The following is a 16,754-nucleotide window of genomic DNA, read 5'->3' as shown; positions in this document are numbered from 1 at the left end:
GCGAAGTGACGCGTCCGACAACTCGAGGAGTCGACGGCAAGGGGATGACCCAGGCAAACATGAGCAGTGGCCGAGGCCAGGAGCGGGACAACCCGTTCGCCCCGCCGCCGGAGAACGCGCCCGAGCAGCCCTGGGAGCCGCGTACGCCGCAGCAGCCCTCCGACTCGGGGGACGAGCCGCCGACACCGCCCTCTCCTCCCCCGCCGCCCCCGGCGTGGGGCAGCGGGTGGAGCGAGCGGCAGCCCGGCCGCCAGGACAGCGGCTACGGCGACCGCCCCGGCGGCGGCTACGGCGGGCAGCGCCCTGACGCCCCTCGCTTCGACCCCACGGACCCGGCCCAGCGGCGGGCCCGCTACGCCATGATCTGCGGCATGTGGGGGCTCTTCTTCTCGCTCTTCCTCGGCTGGACGTATGTGGGTCTGCTGCTGGGCGCCCTCGCCTTGTACTGGGGCGTCAACGCCTTGCGGATGAAGCCCGAGGAGCGGGCGAAGGCCCGTGCCGAGGCGGCCGCCCTGCTCGCCGAGGGAGGGGCCGTCCCGCCGGCGCCGCGGCCCGCCGACCCCCGCAGCAAACCGCAGCGCCCGGCCGCGCTCGGCGGACTGATCATGGGCGGGCTCGCCCTCTGCGTCGTGGCGGTGAGCTTCACGACGCAGGTGGTCTACCAGGACTACTACGCCTGCACCCGTGACGCGCTGACCTCCTCGTCGCGCGACGCCTGCGAGAAGCTGCTGCCGACCCCGCTGCGCGACGTGCTCAACACGCCCTGACGCGCGGCAGCGGACGCGCTGCCGCGTCGGCCCCGGGCGGAGGATCAGACCTCCGACGGGGCGGCGTCGGCGGTCGCGCCGCCCGCCGTGGCGGGCGCCTCCTCCAGGCGGCCGTCCACCGGGCCTTCCTCCGCCTGGTGTCCCTGGTGCCCCTCTCCCTGGTCGTACTCCGCCGAGGCAGCCGCGCGGCGCAGTCGGACCCAGCGCACCACCAGCGCCGTCGGCGTGCCGGCGGCCGCCGTCCATCCGGCCGCGGCGGCGCCGGTGAGCCACCAGGACGGCCCGAAGTCCTCCAGGGCCCCGGTGCCCAGCGGTCCCGCCGCGAACCCGGTGAGCAGTGCCATGGCGAATCCGCACGTCAGCCCGCCCAGGGCGGCGTGTGCGGCGGTGCGCCCCAGGCCGCACGGCTCCCGCCGGCCGACGGCCAGCACCCCCACCGCGACCCCGGCGAGCACCGGAACGACCAGCGCCACCAAGGTCAGCGACGTACCCGACCCGGGCTGCGGGAGCGCCGCGAGCAGTGGGAAGTCCGGCAGCACCGGCTCACCCAGAACCCCGGCCGGACGCACCGCGGCCTGGGTGCCCAGCGCGAAACCGGGGCCCAGCGCGTAGGCCGCGCCCCATACGGCGGCGTTCGGGATCAGCGCCACCGCCACCGCGAGCACCGCCAGCCGCCCGGACAGCGCTTCGCTCAGCCGTGTGAAGGACGCGCCCGCGGCGCCCGGGTGCAGGGCCACGGTCACCGCCGTGAGTGCCGCGCCCCCCGCGACCAGCACGCAGACGCCCGCCCCCGCCGACCGCAGCACGGCCACGGCGTCCCGCAGCGGCACCGACACGGACACGGGGGCCCGGGACAGCCAGGCGGGCGGCGGGATCCGCGGCCGTCCCCGCGCCGCCCAGGCCCCGGCGCCCGCGGCGAGGGCGGCGACGACGGGCAGGTGCAGCCCGGCGGCGAGGGCGTCGCTGCGCACCGGCCCGTACGAGGTGTAGAGGACCACCCCGGCGCCCACCGCGAGGTAGCCGCCGATCAGCCATGCGACGGCGGAGCGCGCGGCCCTGCCGTCCGAGGCGGGCGCGACGGCGTCCGCACCCGCCCGGAACAGCAGCCACACCGGGAACACCATCGGCAGCAGCGGTGTGACGCCGATGGGCGCGGCGGTCCCGGACAGCGTCTCGGTGCGCACGAGGCCGCTTCCGTGGGCGAGCAGCCAGCAGTCCGCGGCGACGTGCAGAGCGCCGTCCAGCCCGCTGTCCGGGAACGGGGAGACGACCCACAGCGCGACCACGAGCATGGCGAAGCCGCCCAGGCCAAGGCCCGCGGCGACCACGCCGCCGGTGAAGGCGGGGGCGGATTCGGAGGTGCGCAGGGCCGAGTGGGCGGCCTTGATCCGGTGCACGGCGTGACGCAGGGCGCTGGTGGCACTCACGGATGTCATGCTGCCAAGAACATCCCTTTTCGTCGTGGCAGCGTGCGAATGCCCGCCGTGTCGCAGAATATGGCGCTATGCGTTTCTTCATTCGATCCGAGTGGTCGATCGCATGAGCCGCACACCCACGGCGAAGGCCGCGAAGGCCGTCAGGAAGCGAAGGCGCCACCAGCCGGTGCAGGCCGGGAACGCCCCGAACCCCCAGGCCGCGCAGGCCGCGCAGGCCGCCGCTCAGGGGAAGTCCGCCGCGTCCGTGCGGCGGCCGGAACCCGCGGCGGCCGACGGACCGCGTGATCCGGCCTCCGGCAACCCGGCAATCGAAGCCGAACGGATCGCCGAGGCCGCTCAGGCCGCCTTCGATCTTCTCTACACCCGCGACGCCCCCGCCCTGCTCCGCCAGGTCGAGCTGCTCACCGGCAGCACGCGGCTGGCCCGGCACGCCGTGCACCGCGCCTTCGACCAGGCGTGGCAGCGGTGGCCCGAGGTCGCCGTCGACCCCGACCCGGCCGGATGGATCCGCGCGGAGGCGCACCACCACGCCCTCGCGCCCTGGCAGCAACTGCTGCCCTGGTACCGCACCCCGCCGCGGGAGCGCAGCGCGTTCCAGCGGCTGTCGCCCGGTACCCGGCACGCCGTGCTGCTCCACGACGGTCTGGGGCTGAGCCTGCTGCGGACGGCGGCGGAGAGCATGGCCACCACCTCGATGACCAGGCGGCGCATCGTCCGGGGGCGCGAGGCCCTGGGCGAGGGGGCTGCGGTCCGGCTGGGCGACCTGCTGGACGAGCAGCCTGAGGCGGAGTACCCGGCGGCCATGGTGCGCCAGCTCAGCGAGCAGTGGCTGCGCATCCGCACGGTGGGCGCCGTGGTGGCGACGGTGCTGATCGCGCTGGTGACTGCGGTCGGGCTGGTCTTCGGTCCGCTCAGCGAACGTGTCGGGGCCGACAGCGACCCGGCCGTGCCTGCGCAGGAAGGCGTGAGTCAGCCTGCGTGATCAGCCCTGGAGGATGGCGCGCGCGAGGCGGGCCGTCTCCGACGGGGTCTTGCCGACCTTGACGCCGGCGGCCTCGAGGGCCTCCTTCTTCGCCTGGGCGGTGCCGGAGGAGCCGGAGACGATGGCGCCGGCGTGGCCCATGGTCTTGCCCTCGGGCGCGGTGAAGCCCGCGACGTAGCCGACGACCGGCTTGGTGACGTGCTCGGCGATGAAGGCCGCGGCACGCTCCTCGGCGTCGCCGCCGATCTCGCCGATCATGACGATCAGGTCGGTGTCGGGGTCGTCCTGGAACGCCTTCAGCGCGTCGATGTGGGTGGTGCCGATGATCGGGTCACCGCCGATGCCGACCGCCGAGGAGAAGCCGATGTCGCTGAGCTCGTACATCATCTGGTAGGTCAGCGTGCCGGACTTCGACACCAGGCCGATGCGGCCGGAGGTGGTGATGTCCGCCGGGATGATGCCCGCGTTGGACTGGCCGGGGGTGATCAGGCCCGGGCAGTTGGGGCCGATGATCCGGGTCTTGTTGCCCTTGCTGCCGGCGTAGGCCCAGAAGGCGGCGGTGTCGTGGACCGCGATGCCCTCGGTGATCACGACCGCCAGCGGGATGCCCGCGTCGATGGCCTCGATGACCGCGTCCTTGGCGAACTTCGGCGGGACGAAGATGACGGTGACGTCGGCACCGGTCTGCTCCATGGCCTCGGCGACCGAGCCGAAGACGGGCACCTCGGTGCCGTCGAAGTCCACGCTCGTGCCGGCCTTGCGCGGGTTCACGCCGCCGACGATGTTGGTGCCCGAGGCGAGCATGCGCCGGGTGTGCTTGGTGCCCTCGGAACCGGTCATCCCCTGGACGATGACCTTGCTCTCCTTGGTCAGGAAGATAGCCATGATGTGGTGACCTGTCCCTTACTTCGCAGCCAGCTCGGCGGCGCGCTCCGCGGCGCCGTCCATGGTGTCGACCTGCTCGACCAGCGGGTGGTTGGCGTCGGTCAGGATCTGCCGACCCAGCTCCGCGTTGTTGCCGTCCAGGCGGACGACGAGCGGCTTGGTGACCTCTTCGCCCTTGGACTTCAGCAGCTCCAGGGCCTGAACGATGCCGTTGGCGACCGCGTCGCAGGCGGTGATGCCGCCGAAGACGTTGACGAACACGGACTTGACGTCCGGGTCGCCCAGGATGATCTCGAGGCCGTTCGCCATGACCTCGGCGGAGGCGCCACCGCCGATGTCGAGGAAGTTGGCGGGCTTGACGTTGCCGTGGTTCTCGCCGGCGTAGGCGACGACGTCCAGGGTGCTCATGACGAGACCCGCGCCGTTGCCGATGATGCCGACCTCGCCGTCGAGCTTGACGTAGTTGAGGCCCTTGGCCTTGGCCGCGGCCTCCAGCGGGTTGGCGGCGGCGTGGTCGACGAGCGCCTCGTGCTCCGGCTGGCGGAAGTCGGCGTTCTCGTCGAGGGAGACCTTGCCGTCGAGCGCGATGACCCGGCCGTCGGCGACCTTGGCGAGCGGGTTGACCTCGACGAGGAGCGCGTCCTCGGAGACGAAGGTCTTCCACAGGGTCTGCAGGATCTCGGCGACCTGGTCGGCGACGTCGGCCGGGAAGGCGGCCGCCTCGACGATCTCGCGGGCCTTCGCCGGGGTCACACCCTCGATGGCGTCCACCGGGATCTGGGCGACGGCCGCGGGGTTGGTGGCCGCGACCTCCTCGATCTCCATGCCGCCCTCGACCGACGCGATCGCCAGGAAGGTCCGGTTGGCGCGGTCGAGAAGGAAGGAGACGTAGTACTCGGAGGCGATCTCCGGGGCCAGCTCGGCCAGCATCACCTTGTGGACCGTGTGGCCCTTGATGTCCATGCCGAGGATCTGCCCGGCCTTCGCCACCGCGTCCTCGGGGTCCGACGCCACCTTCACACCGCCGGCCTTGCCGCGGCCACCGGTCTTCACCTGGGCCTTGACGACGGCCTTGCCGCCGAGCCGCTCCGCGACCTCGCGCGCCGCCTCAGGCGTGTCGATGACTTCACCGGCCAGCACCGGTACACCGTGCTTGGCGAAGAGGTCCCTCGCCTGGTACTCGAACAGGTCCACGCGCGTCCGTCCTTGGTAATCGCGGGTTCGTTGTCTGCGTGCGTGCCGGGGGCGGTCGTCGCTGACGTCTTCGTAACGAACCATACGGTCGGTCGTACGGGGGGCGCACACGTCGGCCGAGCACGCGGCATGTCCGTCTCGCAGGTTATCGCCGCGCGGGCGGCACGGGTAAATCGGAGGTGATGCCGGAGCGGTGAGAACGGTCACAGAGCAGCCGCCGTCCCCGGCTCGCCCGTACACCGGCGGACGGCGGCTGACGTGGGCGGCGGCCCGCTCTGCGCCGGCCGTCGCGGCGGAGCCGCTCACCGTGGGCGACCGGGCCGCCGCCGGCCGCCCGGCCCTGGCGTCACCCGATGTGGTGGGTCAGGGCACGGGGAGCGGCCGCTTCTCGATGGCGGCCGCCATGACCTCGGGGAAATGGTCCGGGGTGCAGGCGAACGCGGGTACCCCGAGCGCCGCGAGCGCCGCCGCGTGCTCGCGGTCGTAGGAGGGCGCGCCCTCGTCCGACAGCGCCAGCAGCGCCACGAACTGCACACCGGACGCCTTCATCGCGGCGACCCGCTTGAGCATCTCGTCGCGTATGCCGCCCTCGTGGAGGTCGCTGATCAGGACGACCACGGTCTCGGCGGGCCTGCTGACCAGGGACTGGCAGTAGGCCAGCGCCCGGTTGATGTCGGTGCCGCCGCCGAGCCGGGTGCCGAACAGTACGTCCACGGGGTCGTGCAGATGACCCGTCAGGTCGGCGACCGCCGTGTCGAAGACGACGATCCGGGTGTCGACGGCGCGCAGGGAGGCGAGCACGGCGCCGAAGACGGACGCGTAGACGACGGACGCCGCCATCGAGCCCGACTGGTCGACGCACAGGACGACGTCCTTCCGCACCGCGCGCGAGGCGCGGCCGTGGCCGATCAGCCGCTCGGGCACGACCGTGCCGTGCTCGGGCAGATAGTGGCGGAGGTTGGCGCGGATCGTGCGGTCCCAGTCGATGTCCCGGTGGCGGGGGCGGTCCACCCGGGCGGAACGGTCCAGCGCGCCGGCGAGGGCTGCCCGGGTCCGGGTCGCCAGACGCCGCTCCAGGTCCTCCACGACCTTGCGGACGACCGCCCGCGCCGTCTCCTTCGTCGCCGCGGGCATCGCCTTGTGCAACGCGAGCAGCGTGCCGACCAGGTGCACGTCGGCCTCGACCTCCTCCAGCAACTCCGGTTCCAGCAGCAGCGCCGACAGCCCGAGCCTGTCGATGGCGTCGCGCTGCATCACCTGCACGACGCTGCTGGGGAAGTACCGGCGGATGTCCCCGAGCCAGCGCGCGACCTGGGGCGCCGAGCCGCCCAGCCCGGCGTTCCGCGCAGACGGCGGCCCGGCGGCACCGCGCGGGGCGGTGCCGTACAGCGCCTCCAGCGACTGGTCCATCGCCGCGTCCCGGCCGGTGAGGCGCCTCCCCGTGCCGTCGGCGGGGCCGCCGCCCAGCACCATCCGCCAGCGGCGCAGCCGCTCGTCGGCGTCCATGACACCTCCCGGGCCCGGGACAGGGGCCGAGTCCGCGGCCGGACCCGCGCCTTCGCCCGGGGTGGTGCTGCCCGTGTCGGTCATACGTCCCGACCTCCGCCCTCTCCACCGGTGCCGAGCAGCAGCCGCACCACGGCGAGCGCCGCTTCCGCCCGTTCCTCGTCGATCTCCGCGGCGAAGCCCGGCAGGCCCTCCCGCGTGGCGTCCCCACCCGCTGCGGCGCCGCGCGGACCTCGCCGTACCAACTCCCCCACCGTGCGCCGCACCCCCGGGTCGAAGCCGCCGAAGGTGCGCCGCAGCAGCGGCAGCACGTCGTCGAAGGCGGCCGCCGGCACCGCCTTCAGCCAGCCGTCGACCAGCGCGAGCAGTCGCTCGTCGTGGACCAGCAGCATCCCGCTGCCCCCGGCGAGGAAGCCCTCCACCCAGGCGGCCGCCTCCTGGGGCTCCGTGCCTCGTGACAGGGCCATTCCCATCAGCCGGGCCGCCTCGCCGGGATCCAGGCGCGCGTCGTCGAGGAGCAGACGTGCGGCGCCGCCCCGCAGCAGCCCCGGTATGCCGCGGTCCCGCACGGCCAGCTTCCGCAGCGCGCCCGCCCAGCGCACACGCAGCGCGTCGTCCCCGAACAGGGCCAGCGCCTGCTGCACCCGCGCGACATGGCCGCGCATCTCGGTGGCACCGTCCGCGTCGAGGCCCGCGCAGGCGGGCGGGAGCCCGACGCAGATACGCTCCGCCAGTCCTGCGGCGACCTCGCGCAACGCCTTCGCGTCCGTGCCCCGCACGTCGCCGTAGCGGAGGGAGCGGACGAGCGCCGGCAGGGCCTGCGCGAGGTGAGCGACGTCCACGTCGAGTGCGGCGCGGTCGGCGAGCACCCGCATCACCGTCGGCAGGGCGTCCGGCAGCCCCGCGAGCAGGCAGTGCTCGGCCAGACCCGTCACCTCGGCCAGAGCCGGCGCGTTCACCGCCGCGTCCTCGGCCCGGGCGGTGGCCGCGGACTCCACCGTGGTGCCCCACACCCCGGCCTCCGCGACCGCCACCGCGAGCTCCGGCTCCCAGCGCAGCCTCCAGCTCTCCCGAAAGGTGCCGGTGGCGGCGGTGCGCGAGCGGACCGGCTCCCCCCAGCCGATGCCGAGCAACCGCAGCCGGTGCAGCAGGCGGCTGCGTCCGGCGTCGATGTCCTTGCGCAGGTCCAGGTCCACCTCCTTCTCCGGGGCCGCAGGCTTCATCCGCAGCCTGCGCTGCTCGCGTGCCAGGTCACGGGCGAGGGGCACCGCCGGGGCGCCCTCGGGGACTTCGCCCAGCACGTCGCCGACCACCAGCCGGTCCCGGATGAGGGCCAGCGGGACGTCCGATCCGTCGCACATCACCGCCCGCACCGCGTCCGTGGTCTCGCCGAGCCCGGGCAGGGGGCGGCCGCGCAGGGCCGCGAGGGCGTCGGCAAGTCGTACGGCTTCGATGACGTGCGCGGAGGAGACCGGGAGGTCCTCCGCGCGCAGCAGGTCGGCGACCTTGGTCATCCACCGCTCGACGGGACGGTCGGGCGAGGTGAACAGGTGGCGGTACCAGCCTGGGGAGTCGATGCCGGCGCCGTAGCCACTGGCCCGGGAGAGCCTGCGGTGCGTCCAGGGCACCCAGGTGACCTCCACCTTCGCCTTGGGCAGGCCCTTGAGCAGTGCCCGGTCCGCGGTGACCCCGCCCGCCCGGGCGAGCGCGGGCACGTGCCAGGCCCCGCACACCACGGCCACCCGCTCGTGCCCACGGCGCGCCTCCCGTATCCGCAGGCGCATATGGGCCTCGCGGAGCGCGTCCTGCGGGTGTCCCCCGTCGCCGTATGCCTCCCGCAACGCGCCCATGGCATCGGCGAGCGCCTCGAACACGGCCTGCGGGTCACCCGTCCCCTCCCGCGTGCCCCGGCCGCGGTGCTCGACGGCGTCCTCCCACCAGCGCTCCGGATCGTCGTGGCCGGCCGTCCGCGCCAGGACGGCGAGCGGGTCGACGTGCCCGGCCGCCCCCTCGGCTCCCCCGGCTCCCGGGCCCCCGCCGGCTTCGTCCCCGCCGGCTCCCCCCTCTTCCCCCTCCCGTCCCTCGTGCCGGCCCTGCGGCGTGTCCCCCTCGTCGCGCAGCAGCAGCGAGTGCGCGGCGGGCAGGTCGATGAAGCGCACCGGCACCCCGCGACCGGCCGCCCAGCGGATCGCCGCCCACTCCGGGGAGAACTCCGCGAAGGGCCAGAAACCGGCCCGGGACGGCTCGTCCACGACATGGGCGAGCAGCGCGACCGGCGGCCGCATCCCGGGGTCGGCGGCGAGTTCCAGCACCGCGTCCGCCTCCGGCGGGCCCTCGACGAGCACGATTGCGGGGTCGATGCCGTCCAGCGCCTTCCGCACGGCGCGGGCCGACCCGGGTCCGTGGTGCCGTACCCCCAGCAGCGTCACCCCGTCCGCGGCGGTCACGGCGTCACCTCGCGGCAGGCCCGGTAGAAGTCCTTCCAGCCCTCCCGCTCGCGAACCACCGTCTCCAGATACTCCTGCCAGATCACGCGGTCGGCGGCCGGGTCGCGGACCACCGCGCCGAGGATGCCGGCGGCGACGTCCCCCGCGCGCAGCACACCGTCGCCGAAGTGGGCGGCGAGGGCCAGGCCGCCTGTGACCACGGAGATCGCCTCCGCCGTGGAGAGCGTGCCGGAGGGGGATTTCACCTTCACCCGCCCGTCGGTGGTGACCCCGCCCCGCAGTTCGCGGAAGACGGTGACCACCCGCCGGATCTCGTCCGCTCCCTCCGCGACGGCCGGAAGCTCCAGCGAGCCGCCGAGCTGGCCGACACGGCGGCTGACGATGTCGACCTCCTCCTCCACGGTCGCGGGCAGCGGCAGCACGACCGTGTTGAAGCGCCGGCGCAGCGCGCTGGAGAGCTCGTTGACGCCGCGGTCCCGGTCGTTGGCCGTCGCGATCACGTTGAACCCGCGCACCGCCTGCGTCTCGGTGCCCAACTCCGGTATCGGCAGGAGCTTCTCGGAGAGGATCGTGATGAGGCTGTCCTGGATGTCCGCGGGGATGCGCGTCAGCTCCTCCACGCGGGCGACGCGCCCCTCGGCCATCGCCCGCATGACCGGGCTCGGGACCAGCGCTTCGCGGCTGGGCCCGTCCGTCAGCAGCCGGGCGTAGTTCCACCCGTAGCGGACCGCCTCCTCCGGGGTGCCCGCGGTGCCCTGCACCAGCAGCGTGGAGTCGCCGCTGACGGCCGCGGCGAGATGCTCCGAGACCCAGGTCTTGGCAGTGCCCGGGACGCCGAGCAGGAGCAGCGCCCGGTCGGTGGCGAGCGTGCTGACCGCGACCTCGACGATCCGCCGCGGTCCCACGTACTTGGGGGTGACGACCGTGCCGTCGGGCAGCGTACCCCCGAGCAGATACATGGACACCGCCCATGGCGACAGGTTCCACCGCGCCGGGCGCGGCCGGTCGTCGGCTGCCGCGAGAGCCTTGAGCTCATGGGCGAACGCGTCTTCGGCGTGCGGCCGGAGTGCGGTGTCCACGGACATGCTTCTCCCCTGTTCTCCCATGGAGCAGATGGCGCGGACGCCCCGTCAGCCCCCCGCGGGGCGTCCGCGTCCCCACCATCGCGCACCCCACTGACAATCCCGTCCCGGCGTCAGAGAAGCGCAGGTCAGGGGCTGTTGTCAGTGGTCGCTCGTAACGTCGTGGCCATGGACGGGACGAGTGGACGGCAGATGCGGCGGTGGACCGCCGACGAGGTCCTCGCGCTCGCGCCCGACGCGTCGACACGCCGGGCAGGGACGGGCCTGGCGAGGGCTGCCCGCTGGTCCGGGACGGGGAGTTCGGGCACAGCGGTGTGGGGGCTGTGCGCGGGCGGCGGCAGGCCGTTCCGAGCAGTGGCCGACACGGCGGGGCCCGCCTTCGGGTGCGACTGTCCCGGCAGCACGGCCCCGTGCGAGCACGTGGTCGCGCTGCTCCTGCTGTGGGCCTGGGGGGAGGTCGGGCCGGCCGCGCACGGGGGCGCCCGGCCCGGCTGGGTCACGGCACGGCTCGACGGGCGCGGCGTCGCCGCGGAACGGATGGAGCCGGGCGGGCGCGGGGCGTCCGGCGCCGACCGGGAGGCGGCGCGCAGGCGGGCCGAGCGCCGGGACCGGCGGGTCGCCGCCGGGGCCACGGAGCTGGAGCGGCGGCTGGCGGATCTGCTGCGGGGCGGCCTGGCGGGCGCGGACCACGAGGGGTACCAGCGGTGGGAGGAGACGGCGGCGCGCATGGTGGACGCGCAGGCCCCCGGGCTCGCCTCCCGCGTACGCCGGCTGGGCCCGCCGGCGGCACCGGGGGGCGACTGGCCGTCGCGGCTGCTGGAGGAGACCGCGCTGCTGCACCTGCTGGCCCGGGGGTACCTGCGGCAGGAGGCGCTGCCCGAACCCCTGGCGGCCACCATCAGGTCCCGGGTCGGCTTCACCGTGGACGCGGCGCAGGTCCTCGCCGGGCCGGCGGTACGCGACCACTGGCTGGTTCTGGCACGGCAGGACACCGCCGACGACCGTCTCACCACCCGCAGGACCTGGCTGCACGGGGAGGGCAGCGGCCGTATCGCGCTGCTGCTGTCCTTCCAGGCGGTGGGCAGGGCGCCGGAGGCGGGACTGCCGGTCGGCGTGTCACTCGAGGCGGAGCTGGCCTTCCACCCGGGGGCCCGTCCGCTGCGGGCGGCGCTCGGAGCGCGGCACAGCGGGCCGCTGCCGGGCCGCGTGCCGGCGGGCCTCCCCGTCGCGGCGGCGCTCGGCGCGTACGGGCAGGCCGTGGCCGGCGATCCGTGGCTGGACGCCTGGCCGGTCGTGCTGTGCGGTGTCGTGCCGATACCGGGCACGCCGCAATGGCAGGTGGCGGACGCGGAGGGCAGCGACGCCGTCCCGGTCACGGTGGGCGGCGCCGCTGCCGGGGCGGGGTTGTGGCGGCTCGCGGCGGTCTCCGGCGGCCGCCCGGTGACGGTGTTCGGCGAGCTGGGTCACCAGGGCTTCCGGCCGTTCACGGCCTGGGCCGGTACGGACCCGGAACCCGTGCCGCTCACGGCGTGATCCGGGCCGGCACCGCAGACGGACGCACGGGGACGCTCGCGCGGCAGGCGTGGCGCACAGGTGGCTCACGCGCGGGGACGACGGGGACGACGGGACGACGGGGACGACGGGGAGCATGAGGACGGGGGAACGATGACATCGACGTGGGCGACATCGACGTGGGCCGACCTGGTCGGCACCGCGCTCCTCGGCACCGACCGCAGGGGCGGCACACCCGCAGAGCTGCTGGACTGCGCCGCGCACACCGTCCTGCGGCGCCGCGCCGGCATACGGCCGGCCACGGCGAGGTCGCGACCGGCCGCGGCGCCCCACGATCCGCGCCCACCGCTGCCCGAGGCGGCGCGGCGGCGCCTCGCCCAGCTCCTGGCGGACCGCTCGGGCGGAGGCGGCGGGGGAAGCCGGCGCGGCGCCGCCGCCAACTTCGCCGAGTTGCTGCCCCAGTGGCTGGCCGAGGCCCGCGCCCGCGGCTGGGCGGCCCCGCCGGATCTGCTGCCCGCGCTGCTGGACGCCGCCCGCGCGCGCACCGACCTGCGGCCGGACGCCCTGGCGCTGGCGGGGCCGCGCGGGCTGTGGCTGGCGGAACTGAACGCGGACTGGCGGTTCGCGCTGCGCGCCGGGGCGCCCGGCGTCCTGCCGGACACCGGCGACCCGCATGCCGTGCGGACGCTGTGGGAGGAGGGCCTCTTCGCCGAACGGGTCGCCCTGCTGGCCGGACTCCGGGCCCTCGACCCGGACCGGGCACGCGAGCTGCTGCGCTCGGGGTGGGCCGCCGAGCGGTCCGAGGACCGCCTGATGTTCCTGGACTCGCTCCGCGAAGGCTTGTCGCCACAGGACGAGCCGTTCCTCGAGCAGGCCCTCACCGACCGCAGCCGCAATGTGCGGGCCACCGCCGCCGAACTGCTGTCGGCCCTGCCCGGCTCCGCCCTGGCCGCCCGGATGGCGGCACGGGCCAGGACGTGCGTCGCGTGGGACCCGGCGGGCGGCCGGATCGTCGTGGAGGCGCCGTACGAATGCGACCCGGCCATGGAACGCGACGGCGTGGTGGCGATACCGCCGGCCGGGCGCGGGGAGCGGGCTTGGTGGTTCGGTCAGGTGGTGGACGCGGCGCCGCTCGCCGTGTGGCACGAGCGGCTCGGCGGCCGGACACCGCAGGAGATCATCGCGCTGCCGGTCGCCGACGACTGGCAGGCGGATCTGCACGCGGCGTGGTGCCGGGCGGCGGTACGCCAGGGGGACACCGCCTGGGCACGTGCGCTGCTGGGGCCCGCCCCGGCCCCCTCGACGGTGGTCAGCCCGGTCGGGGACCCGGCGAGGCTGCTGTCGGTCCTCCCGGCCAGGGAGCGGGCGGAGTGGGTAGCCCGTTTCATCGCGGCGCACGGCCTGTCGGAGGCATTCCAGATGCTCGCGGTCTGCGCCGTTCCCTGGTCCGGGACGCTGGGGGCCGCGGTGGTGGACGCCCTGGACATCGCACGGGACGCGGGCAGCTACCCGTGGAGCTTCAGCGGGGTGATGGGCCTGGCCGAGCGCTGCATGGACCCGGCGGAGGCCGACCGCGCGGCCCCGCTGGCCGCGGTGTCCGCCGAGTCCGCGGACACCTCACCGGGCGCCGGGGCGTACTGGGCGGAGGCATTCCAGCGCCTGGTCGGCACCTTGCGCCTGCGGGCCGCGATGCTCGAGGAACTGGCTTGAACGCGGCGGCCGAGGGCGGGCCCGCGGCGGTACGGGGGCCGCCCGCACCGCCGCCGGTGGCGATCAGGCCTCGGCCGGATGGCGGATGTTGTCGTTCACCCAGGCGACGACGTCGCCCGTCGGCGTCCCCGGGGTGAAGATGGCGGCCACGCCGAGTTCCCGCAGCGGGGCCATGTCGTCCTCCGGGATGATCCCGCCGCCGAAGACCTTGATGTCCTCCGCCTCACGCTCGCGGAGCAGCTCGATCACCTTGGCGAAGAGCGTCATGTGGGCACCGGAGAGGATCGACAGCCCGATCGCGTCGGCGTCCTCCTGGATCGCGGTGTCCACGATCTGCTCGGGCGTCTGGTGGAGACCGGTGTAGATGACCTCCATGCCGGCGTCCCGCAGCGCCCGGGCGATGACCTTCGCCCCGCGGTCGTGACCGTCCAGGCCCGGTTTGGCGACCACCACACGGATCGGTCCGGACACTCCCATCGCTGCCTCCATACACGATTGCTGCGCTCAGCGGGCACATGTGTGAACGAACGTTATCGCCAGCATCCCCCGTGCGGACAGTTTCACGAAGCGCCCGGAGGGGGAAATCACACATGGGACACGTTCACGTTGGAAACGCGTTCGGCCCGCCGTCGACCTCAGGTTCAGCAGGCGACGCGGGCCGTCGCGTTCTCGGCGCACGGGGGACAGGGCCGTCTCCGTGTGCCCCACGGGAGGTAGGCCATGGGCGTCCTGTCTTTCGGTGTCGGAGACCGTCTGGTGCGCCAGGCGGCCTACGTACGAGCCGCGGCGATCGAGATCGCCATCCTGACCGGTCATGTCTTCCTCTACCCGACCGGAATCTTCCAGGAACGCGGGCCGCAGCAGGCGGCCGGCGAGTCGGAGGCCCTGCCCCGCCTCCCCACCGTGGGCCGCAGCCATCCCCCGGTCCTGCTGCTGCACGGCTTCGTGGACAACCGCTCGGTGTTCGCGATGCTCCGCCGGTCGCTGCGGCGGCACGGATGGCCACATGTCCAGGCGCTCAACTACTCGCCACTGACCTGCGACATCCGCACGGCGGCCGCCCTGCTCGGGCGCCACGTCGAACAGATCTGCGAGCAGACGGGGCACCGCCGGGTGGACATCGTGGGCCACAGCCTCGGTGGGCTCATCGCCCGCTACTACGTCCAGCGCCTGGGCGGCGACACGCGGGTGCGCACCGTGGTCACCCTGGGCACCCCGCACGCCGGCACCCGGGCCGCGCCGCTGCTGAACCCGCACCCGATCGTCCGCCAGATGCGTCCCCACTCCGACCTCATCGAGGAGCTCGCCAAGCCCGCCCCTGGTTGCCGCACCCGCTTCGTGGCGTTCTGGAGCGATCTGGACGAGCTCATGAGCCCGGTCGAGGCCGCCCGACTCGACCATCCCGACCTGATCGCGCGCAACGTCCACGTCGCGGGGGTCGGCCATCTGACCATGCCCGTCCACGCCGGCATCGCCGCCGGCGTCCGGCAGGCGCTGCTCGGCGAGGAACTGGCGTCCGGAGCCGTCGACGCCGCGTGACGGCCTTGCCCCATAAGCATCGAAAGGCCATCGAACACGGGGCACCGAAGACGCCTGGACACCGCCGAAGATTGTGGGCGTCGCCCGCTGGGGGATACAGTCGCCGCTAATTCTCCTGCTGCCGAGGCGAAAGAGAAGCGGTGAACGACCGTCATCCGGCGGGGTACGCCCCCCAGTACAGCGGCTACGGGTACGAGGGGCATTCCGACGCCTCGTACGCGTCCATGGGCGCCGCTTACACCGATGACATCCCCCCCTTCGGCTCCCACCAGAGGTACCCCGCCCACGGCACAGGGGCCTACACCGCCGTCCCCTACGCCGACACCGTCGACACCGGATACTGGCCCTCGGAGCAGACGACCGGCACCCCCGGCTACGGCGAGCACACGGGCGCGGACACCGGCGCCTGGTATCCGGACCCATCGCAGACGCAGCCGGCGGCGGCCTACGACTACGCGCACTACGAGCACACGGCCCTCCACCCCGCCTACGGCGAGCCCGACGCCGCCCATGGCCTCGTGTCCGAGCCCCCCGCCTACGAGCAGCCCGCGCAGTACGGGACCGTGGCCTACGCCGCGGAAACCTACGACACCGCTGCGTACGAGACCGGGCACTACGACACCGGGACGTACGAAGCCGGGCACCACGACACCGGGGCGTACGAACCGGAACAGCACGAGCCGGGGCCGCACGAAACCGACGCCTATGGCGCCGCCGCGGACGACACCGTCGACGCCACCCCCGACGCCGACTCCGGGGAGCCGGAGGTCGGCAGCGACGACGGCGCCGCGCAGGCCGCACTGCCACGCCCGCGCAGCGGCGGGGGCGGCGGGAGCCGCAGGCGCCGCCAGGCCCGGCGCTCGGCCCTGCTCACCGTCGCCGTCCCCTCCGTGGCGGTGATGGGTGTCGCCTGCGCGGCCGCCGTCACCGTCAACACCGAGGAACCCGACAGCAGCCGCACCCAGGCCGACGGCGCACCCGAAGCGACCAACGCCCCGACGACGAAGTTCGACCAGCAGCTCGCGGTGCTCAACCGGGACGTCGACGACTTCACCGACCGCGCCAGCCGGAGCCAGGAACGCATCGACCTCAAGGAGCGCCAGGCGCTGGAGCGCGCGAAGAAGGCCGCGGAGGCGGCCCTCAAGGAGCAGGTGCGCCCCAAGTTCCTGCTCCCGGTCAGCGAGCACGGTCTGAGCGCCTACTTCGGTCAGGCGGGCGTGAACTGGATGTCGGTCCACACCGGCATCGACTTCCCGGTGAACTACGGCACACCGGTGATGGCCGCGACCGACGGCGTCGTGCGCACCCAGTGGAACAGTGCCTACGGCAACATGGCGGTGGTGACGGCCCCCGACGGCACCGAGACCTGGTACTGCCACCTGAGCAGCACCAAGATCCGCTCGGGCTCGGTCAAGGCCGGCGACGTCATCGCCTACTCCGGCAATTCGGGCAACTCCACCGGCCCGCACCTCCACTTCGAGGTGCGTCCCTCCGGCGGGGCCGCCATCGACCCGCTGCAGTGGCTGATCAAGCACGGGGTCGACCCGCGCTGAGCCTTCGGCCACCGGCCCCGGCACCGCCCCCCCGCACCGGTCCCACCCCGCAGCAGAACCCCGGCCCGCCCGCAGCCCCGTCCCCGCCGTGCCCGGTGTCCGCACCGGCGGCGCGCCGCCACCGGCCGCGCCGGACGCCGA

13 protein-coding genes are annotated in these 16,754 nt (G+C 74.4%); 6 read left to right on the top strand and 7 right to left on the bottom strand.

Going from position 1 to position 16,754, the window contains the following annotated elements; genetic code table 11:
* The first annotated feature begins 59 nt into the window (after positions 1–59).
* A complete protein-coding gene (locus tag AC3ET4_RS17835) occupies positions 60–767 on the top strand; it encodes a hypothetical protein (RefSeq protein ID WP_431950434.1) in 708 nt (235 codons plus the stop codon).
* A 44-nt stretch (positions 768–811) separates the two neighbouring features.
* Here the strand turns inward: AC3ET4_RS17835 and AC3ET4_RS17830 are convergent, their stop codons facing one another.
* Positions 812–2,194, bottom strand: a complete 1,383-nt coding sequence (locus AC3ET4_RS17830; protein ID WP_431950432.1) for a cell division protein PerM — start codon at positions 2,192–2,194, stop codon at positions 812–814.
* A 112-nt stretch (positions 2,195–2,306) separates the two neighbouring features.
* On the opposite strand from AC3ET4_RS17830, the gene AC3ET4_RS17825 reads away from it, so the two are divergent.
* Positions 2,307–3,185 carry an RNA polymerase sigma factor gene (locus tag AC3ET4_RS17825; protein WP_431950430.1) on the top strand — a complete coding sequence of 293 codons (879 nt, stop codon included), beginning with the start codon at positions 2,307–2,309 and terminating at the stop codon, positions 3,183–3,185.
* Here AC3ET4_RS17825 and sucD read toward each other — a convergent pair whose 3' ends face one another.
* The 5 genes from sucD to AC3ET4_RS17800 form a co-directional block, all read right to left on the bottom strand.
* Positions 3,186–4,070 carry a succinate--CoA ligase subunit alpha gene (sucD, locus tag AC3ET4_RS17820; RefSeq protein ID WP_431950428.1) on the bottom strand — a complete coding sequence of 295 codons (885 nt, stop codon included), beginning with the start codon at positions 4,068–4,070 and terminating at the stop codon, positions 3,186–3,188.
* A gap of 18 nt (positions 4,071–4,088) precedes the next feature.
* A complete protein-coding gene (sucC, locus tag AC3ET4_RS17815) occupies positions 4,089–5,264 on the bottom strand; it encodes an ADP-forming succinate--CoA ligase subunit beta (protein WP_431950426.1) in 1,176 nt (391 codons plus the stop codon).
* 363 nt (positions 5,265–5,627) lie between these two features.
* The gene (locus AC3ET4_RS17810) at positions 5,628–6,770 is read right to left on the bottom strand and encodes a VWA domain-containing protein (RefSeq protein WP_431950424.1); all 1,143 of its coding nucleotides are present in this window, start codon (positions 6,768–6,770) and stop codon (positions 5,628–5,630) included.
* 80 nt (positions 6,771–6,850) lie between these two features.
* The gene (locus AC3ET4_RS17805) at positions 6,851–9,256 is read right to left on the bottom strand and encodes a DUF5682 family protein (protein ID WP_431950458.1); all 2,406 of its coding nucleotides are present in this window, start codon (positions 9,254–9,256) and stop codon (positions 6,851–6,853) included.
* Entirely contained in the window at positions 9,214–10,302 is a 1,089-nt protein-coding gene (locus AC3ET4_RS17800; RefSeq protein WP_431950422.1) for an ATP-binding protein, read from the bottom strand. Before AC3ET4_RS17800 ends, AC3ET4_RS17805 begins: the two co-directional genes overlap by 43 nt.
* Before the next feature lie 165 nt (positions 10,303–10,467).
* On the opposite strand from AC3ET4_RS17800, the gene AC3ET4_RS17795 reads away from it, so the two are divergent.
* Together AC3ET4_RS17795 and AC3ET4_RS17790 are read left to right on the top strand one after the other, a co-directional pair.
* A complete protein-coding gene (locus tag AC3ET4_RS17795; protein WP_431950420.1) occupies positions 10,468–11,832 on the top strand; it encodes an SWIM zinc finger family protein in 1,365 nt (454 codons plus the stop codon).
* Between the two features lie 132 nt (positions 11,833–11,964).
* Positions 11,965–13,521: a DUF5691 domain-containing protein gene (locus AC3ET4_RS17790; protein WP_431950418.1), complete on the top strand. Its 1,557-nt coding sequence runs from the start codon at positions 11,965–11,967 to the stop codon at positions 13,519–13,521.
* A 63-nt stretch (positions 13,522–13,584) separates the two neighbouring features.
* Here the strand turns inward: AC3ET4_RS17790 and icmB are convergent, their stop codons facing one another.
* Positions 13,585–13,998: a coenzyme B12-dependent isobutyryl CoA mutase small subunit gene (gene icmB / locus AC3ET4_RS17785; protein WP_431950416.1), complete on the bottom strand. Its 414-nt coding sequence runs from the start codon at positions 13,996–13,998 to the stop codon at positions 13,585–13,587.
* A gap of 243 nt (positions 13,999–14,241) precedes the next feature.
* Here icmB and AC3ET4_RS17780 point away from each other — a divergent pair, with 243 nt between their 5' ends.
* Both AC3ET4_RS17780 and AC3ET4_RS17775 read left to right on the top strand, forming a co-directional pair.
* The gene (locus AC3ET4_RS17780) at positions 14,242–15,060 is read left to right on the top strand and encodes an esterase/lipase family protein (RefSeq protein ID WP_431950414.1); all 819 of its coding nucleotides are present in this window, start codon (positions 14,242–14,244) and stop codon (positions 15,058–15,060) included.
* A 140-nt stretch (positions 15,061–15,200) separates the two neighbouring features.
* Positions 15,201–16,613, top strand: a complete 1,413-nt coding sequence (locus AC3ET4_RS17775) for a M23 family metallopeptidase (protein WP_431950412.1) — start codon at positions 15,201–15,203, stop codon at positions 16,611–16,613.
* The last annotated feature ends 141 nt before the right edge of the window (positions 16,614–16,754 follow it).

The sequence above is a fragment of the Actinacidiphila sp. bgisy167 genome, from assembly GCF_057707665.1.
Note: the sequence above shows the minus strand (reverse complement) of the source record. Positions and strands in the feature narration are given on the sequence as shown.

Excerpts from the sequence above, each read along its gene's own strand:
- AC3ET4_RS17835 (WP_431950434.1), top strand. The coding sequence starts at position 60 with ATGAGCAGTGGCCGAGGCCAGGAGCGGGACAACCCGTTCGCCCCGCCG.
- AC3ET4_RS17825 (WP_431950430.1), top strand. The coding sequence starts at position 2,307 with ATGAGCCGCACACCCACGGCGAAGGCCGCGAAGGCCGTCAGGAAGCGA.
- sucD (WP_431950428.1), bottom strand. The coding sequence starts at position 4,070 with ATGGCTATCTTCCTGACCAAGGAGAGCAAGGTCATCGTCCAGGGGATG.
- AC3ET4_RS17810 (WP_431950424.1), bottom strand. The coding sequence starts at position 6,770 with ATGGACGCCGACGAGCGGCTGCGCCGCTGGCGGATGGTGCTGGGCGGC.
- AC3ET4_RS17800 (WP_431950422.1), bottom strand. The coding sequence starts at position 10,302 with ATGTCCGTGGACACCGCACTCCGGCCGCACGCCGAAGACGCGTTCGCC.
- AC3ET4_RS17795 (WP_431950420.1), top strand. The coding sequence starts at position 10,468 with ATGGACGGGACGAGTGGACGGCAGATGCGGCGGTGGACCGCCGACGAG.
- AC3ET4_RS17790 (WP_431950418.1), top strand. The coding sequence starts at position 11,965 with ATGACATCGACGTGGGCGACATCGACGTGGGCCGACCTGGTCGGCACC.
- icmB (WP_431950416.1), bottom strand. The coding sequence starts at position 13,998 with ATGGGAGTGTCCGGACCGATCCGTGTGGTGGTCGCCAAACCGGGCCTG.
- AC3ET4_RS17780 (WP_431950414.1), top strand. The coding sequence starts at position 14,242 with ATGGGCGTCCTGTCTTTCGGTGTCGGAGACCGTCTGGTGCGCCAGGCG.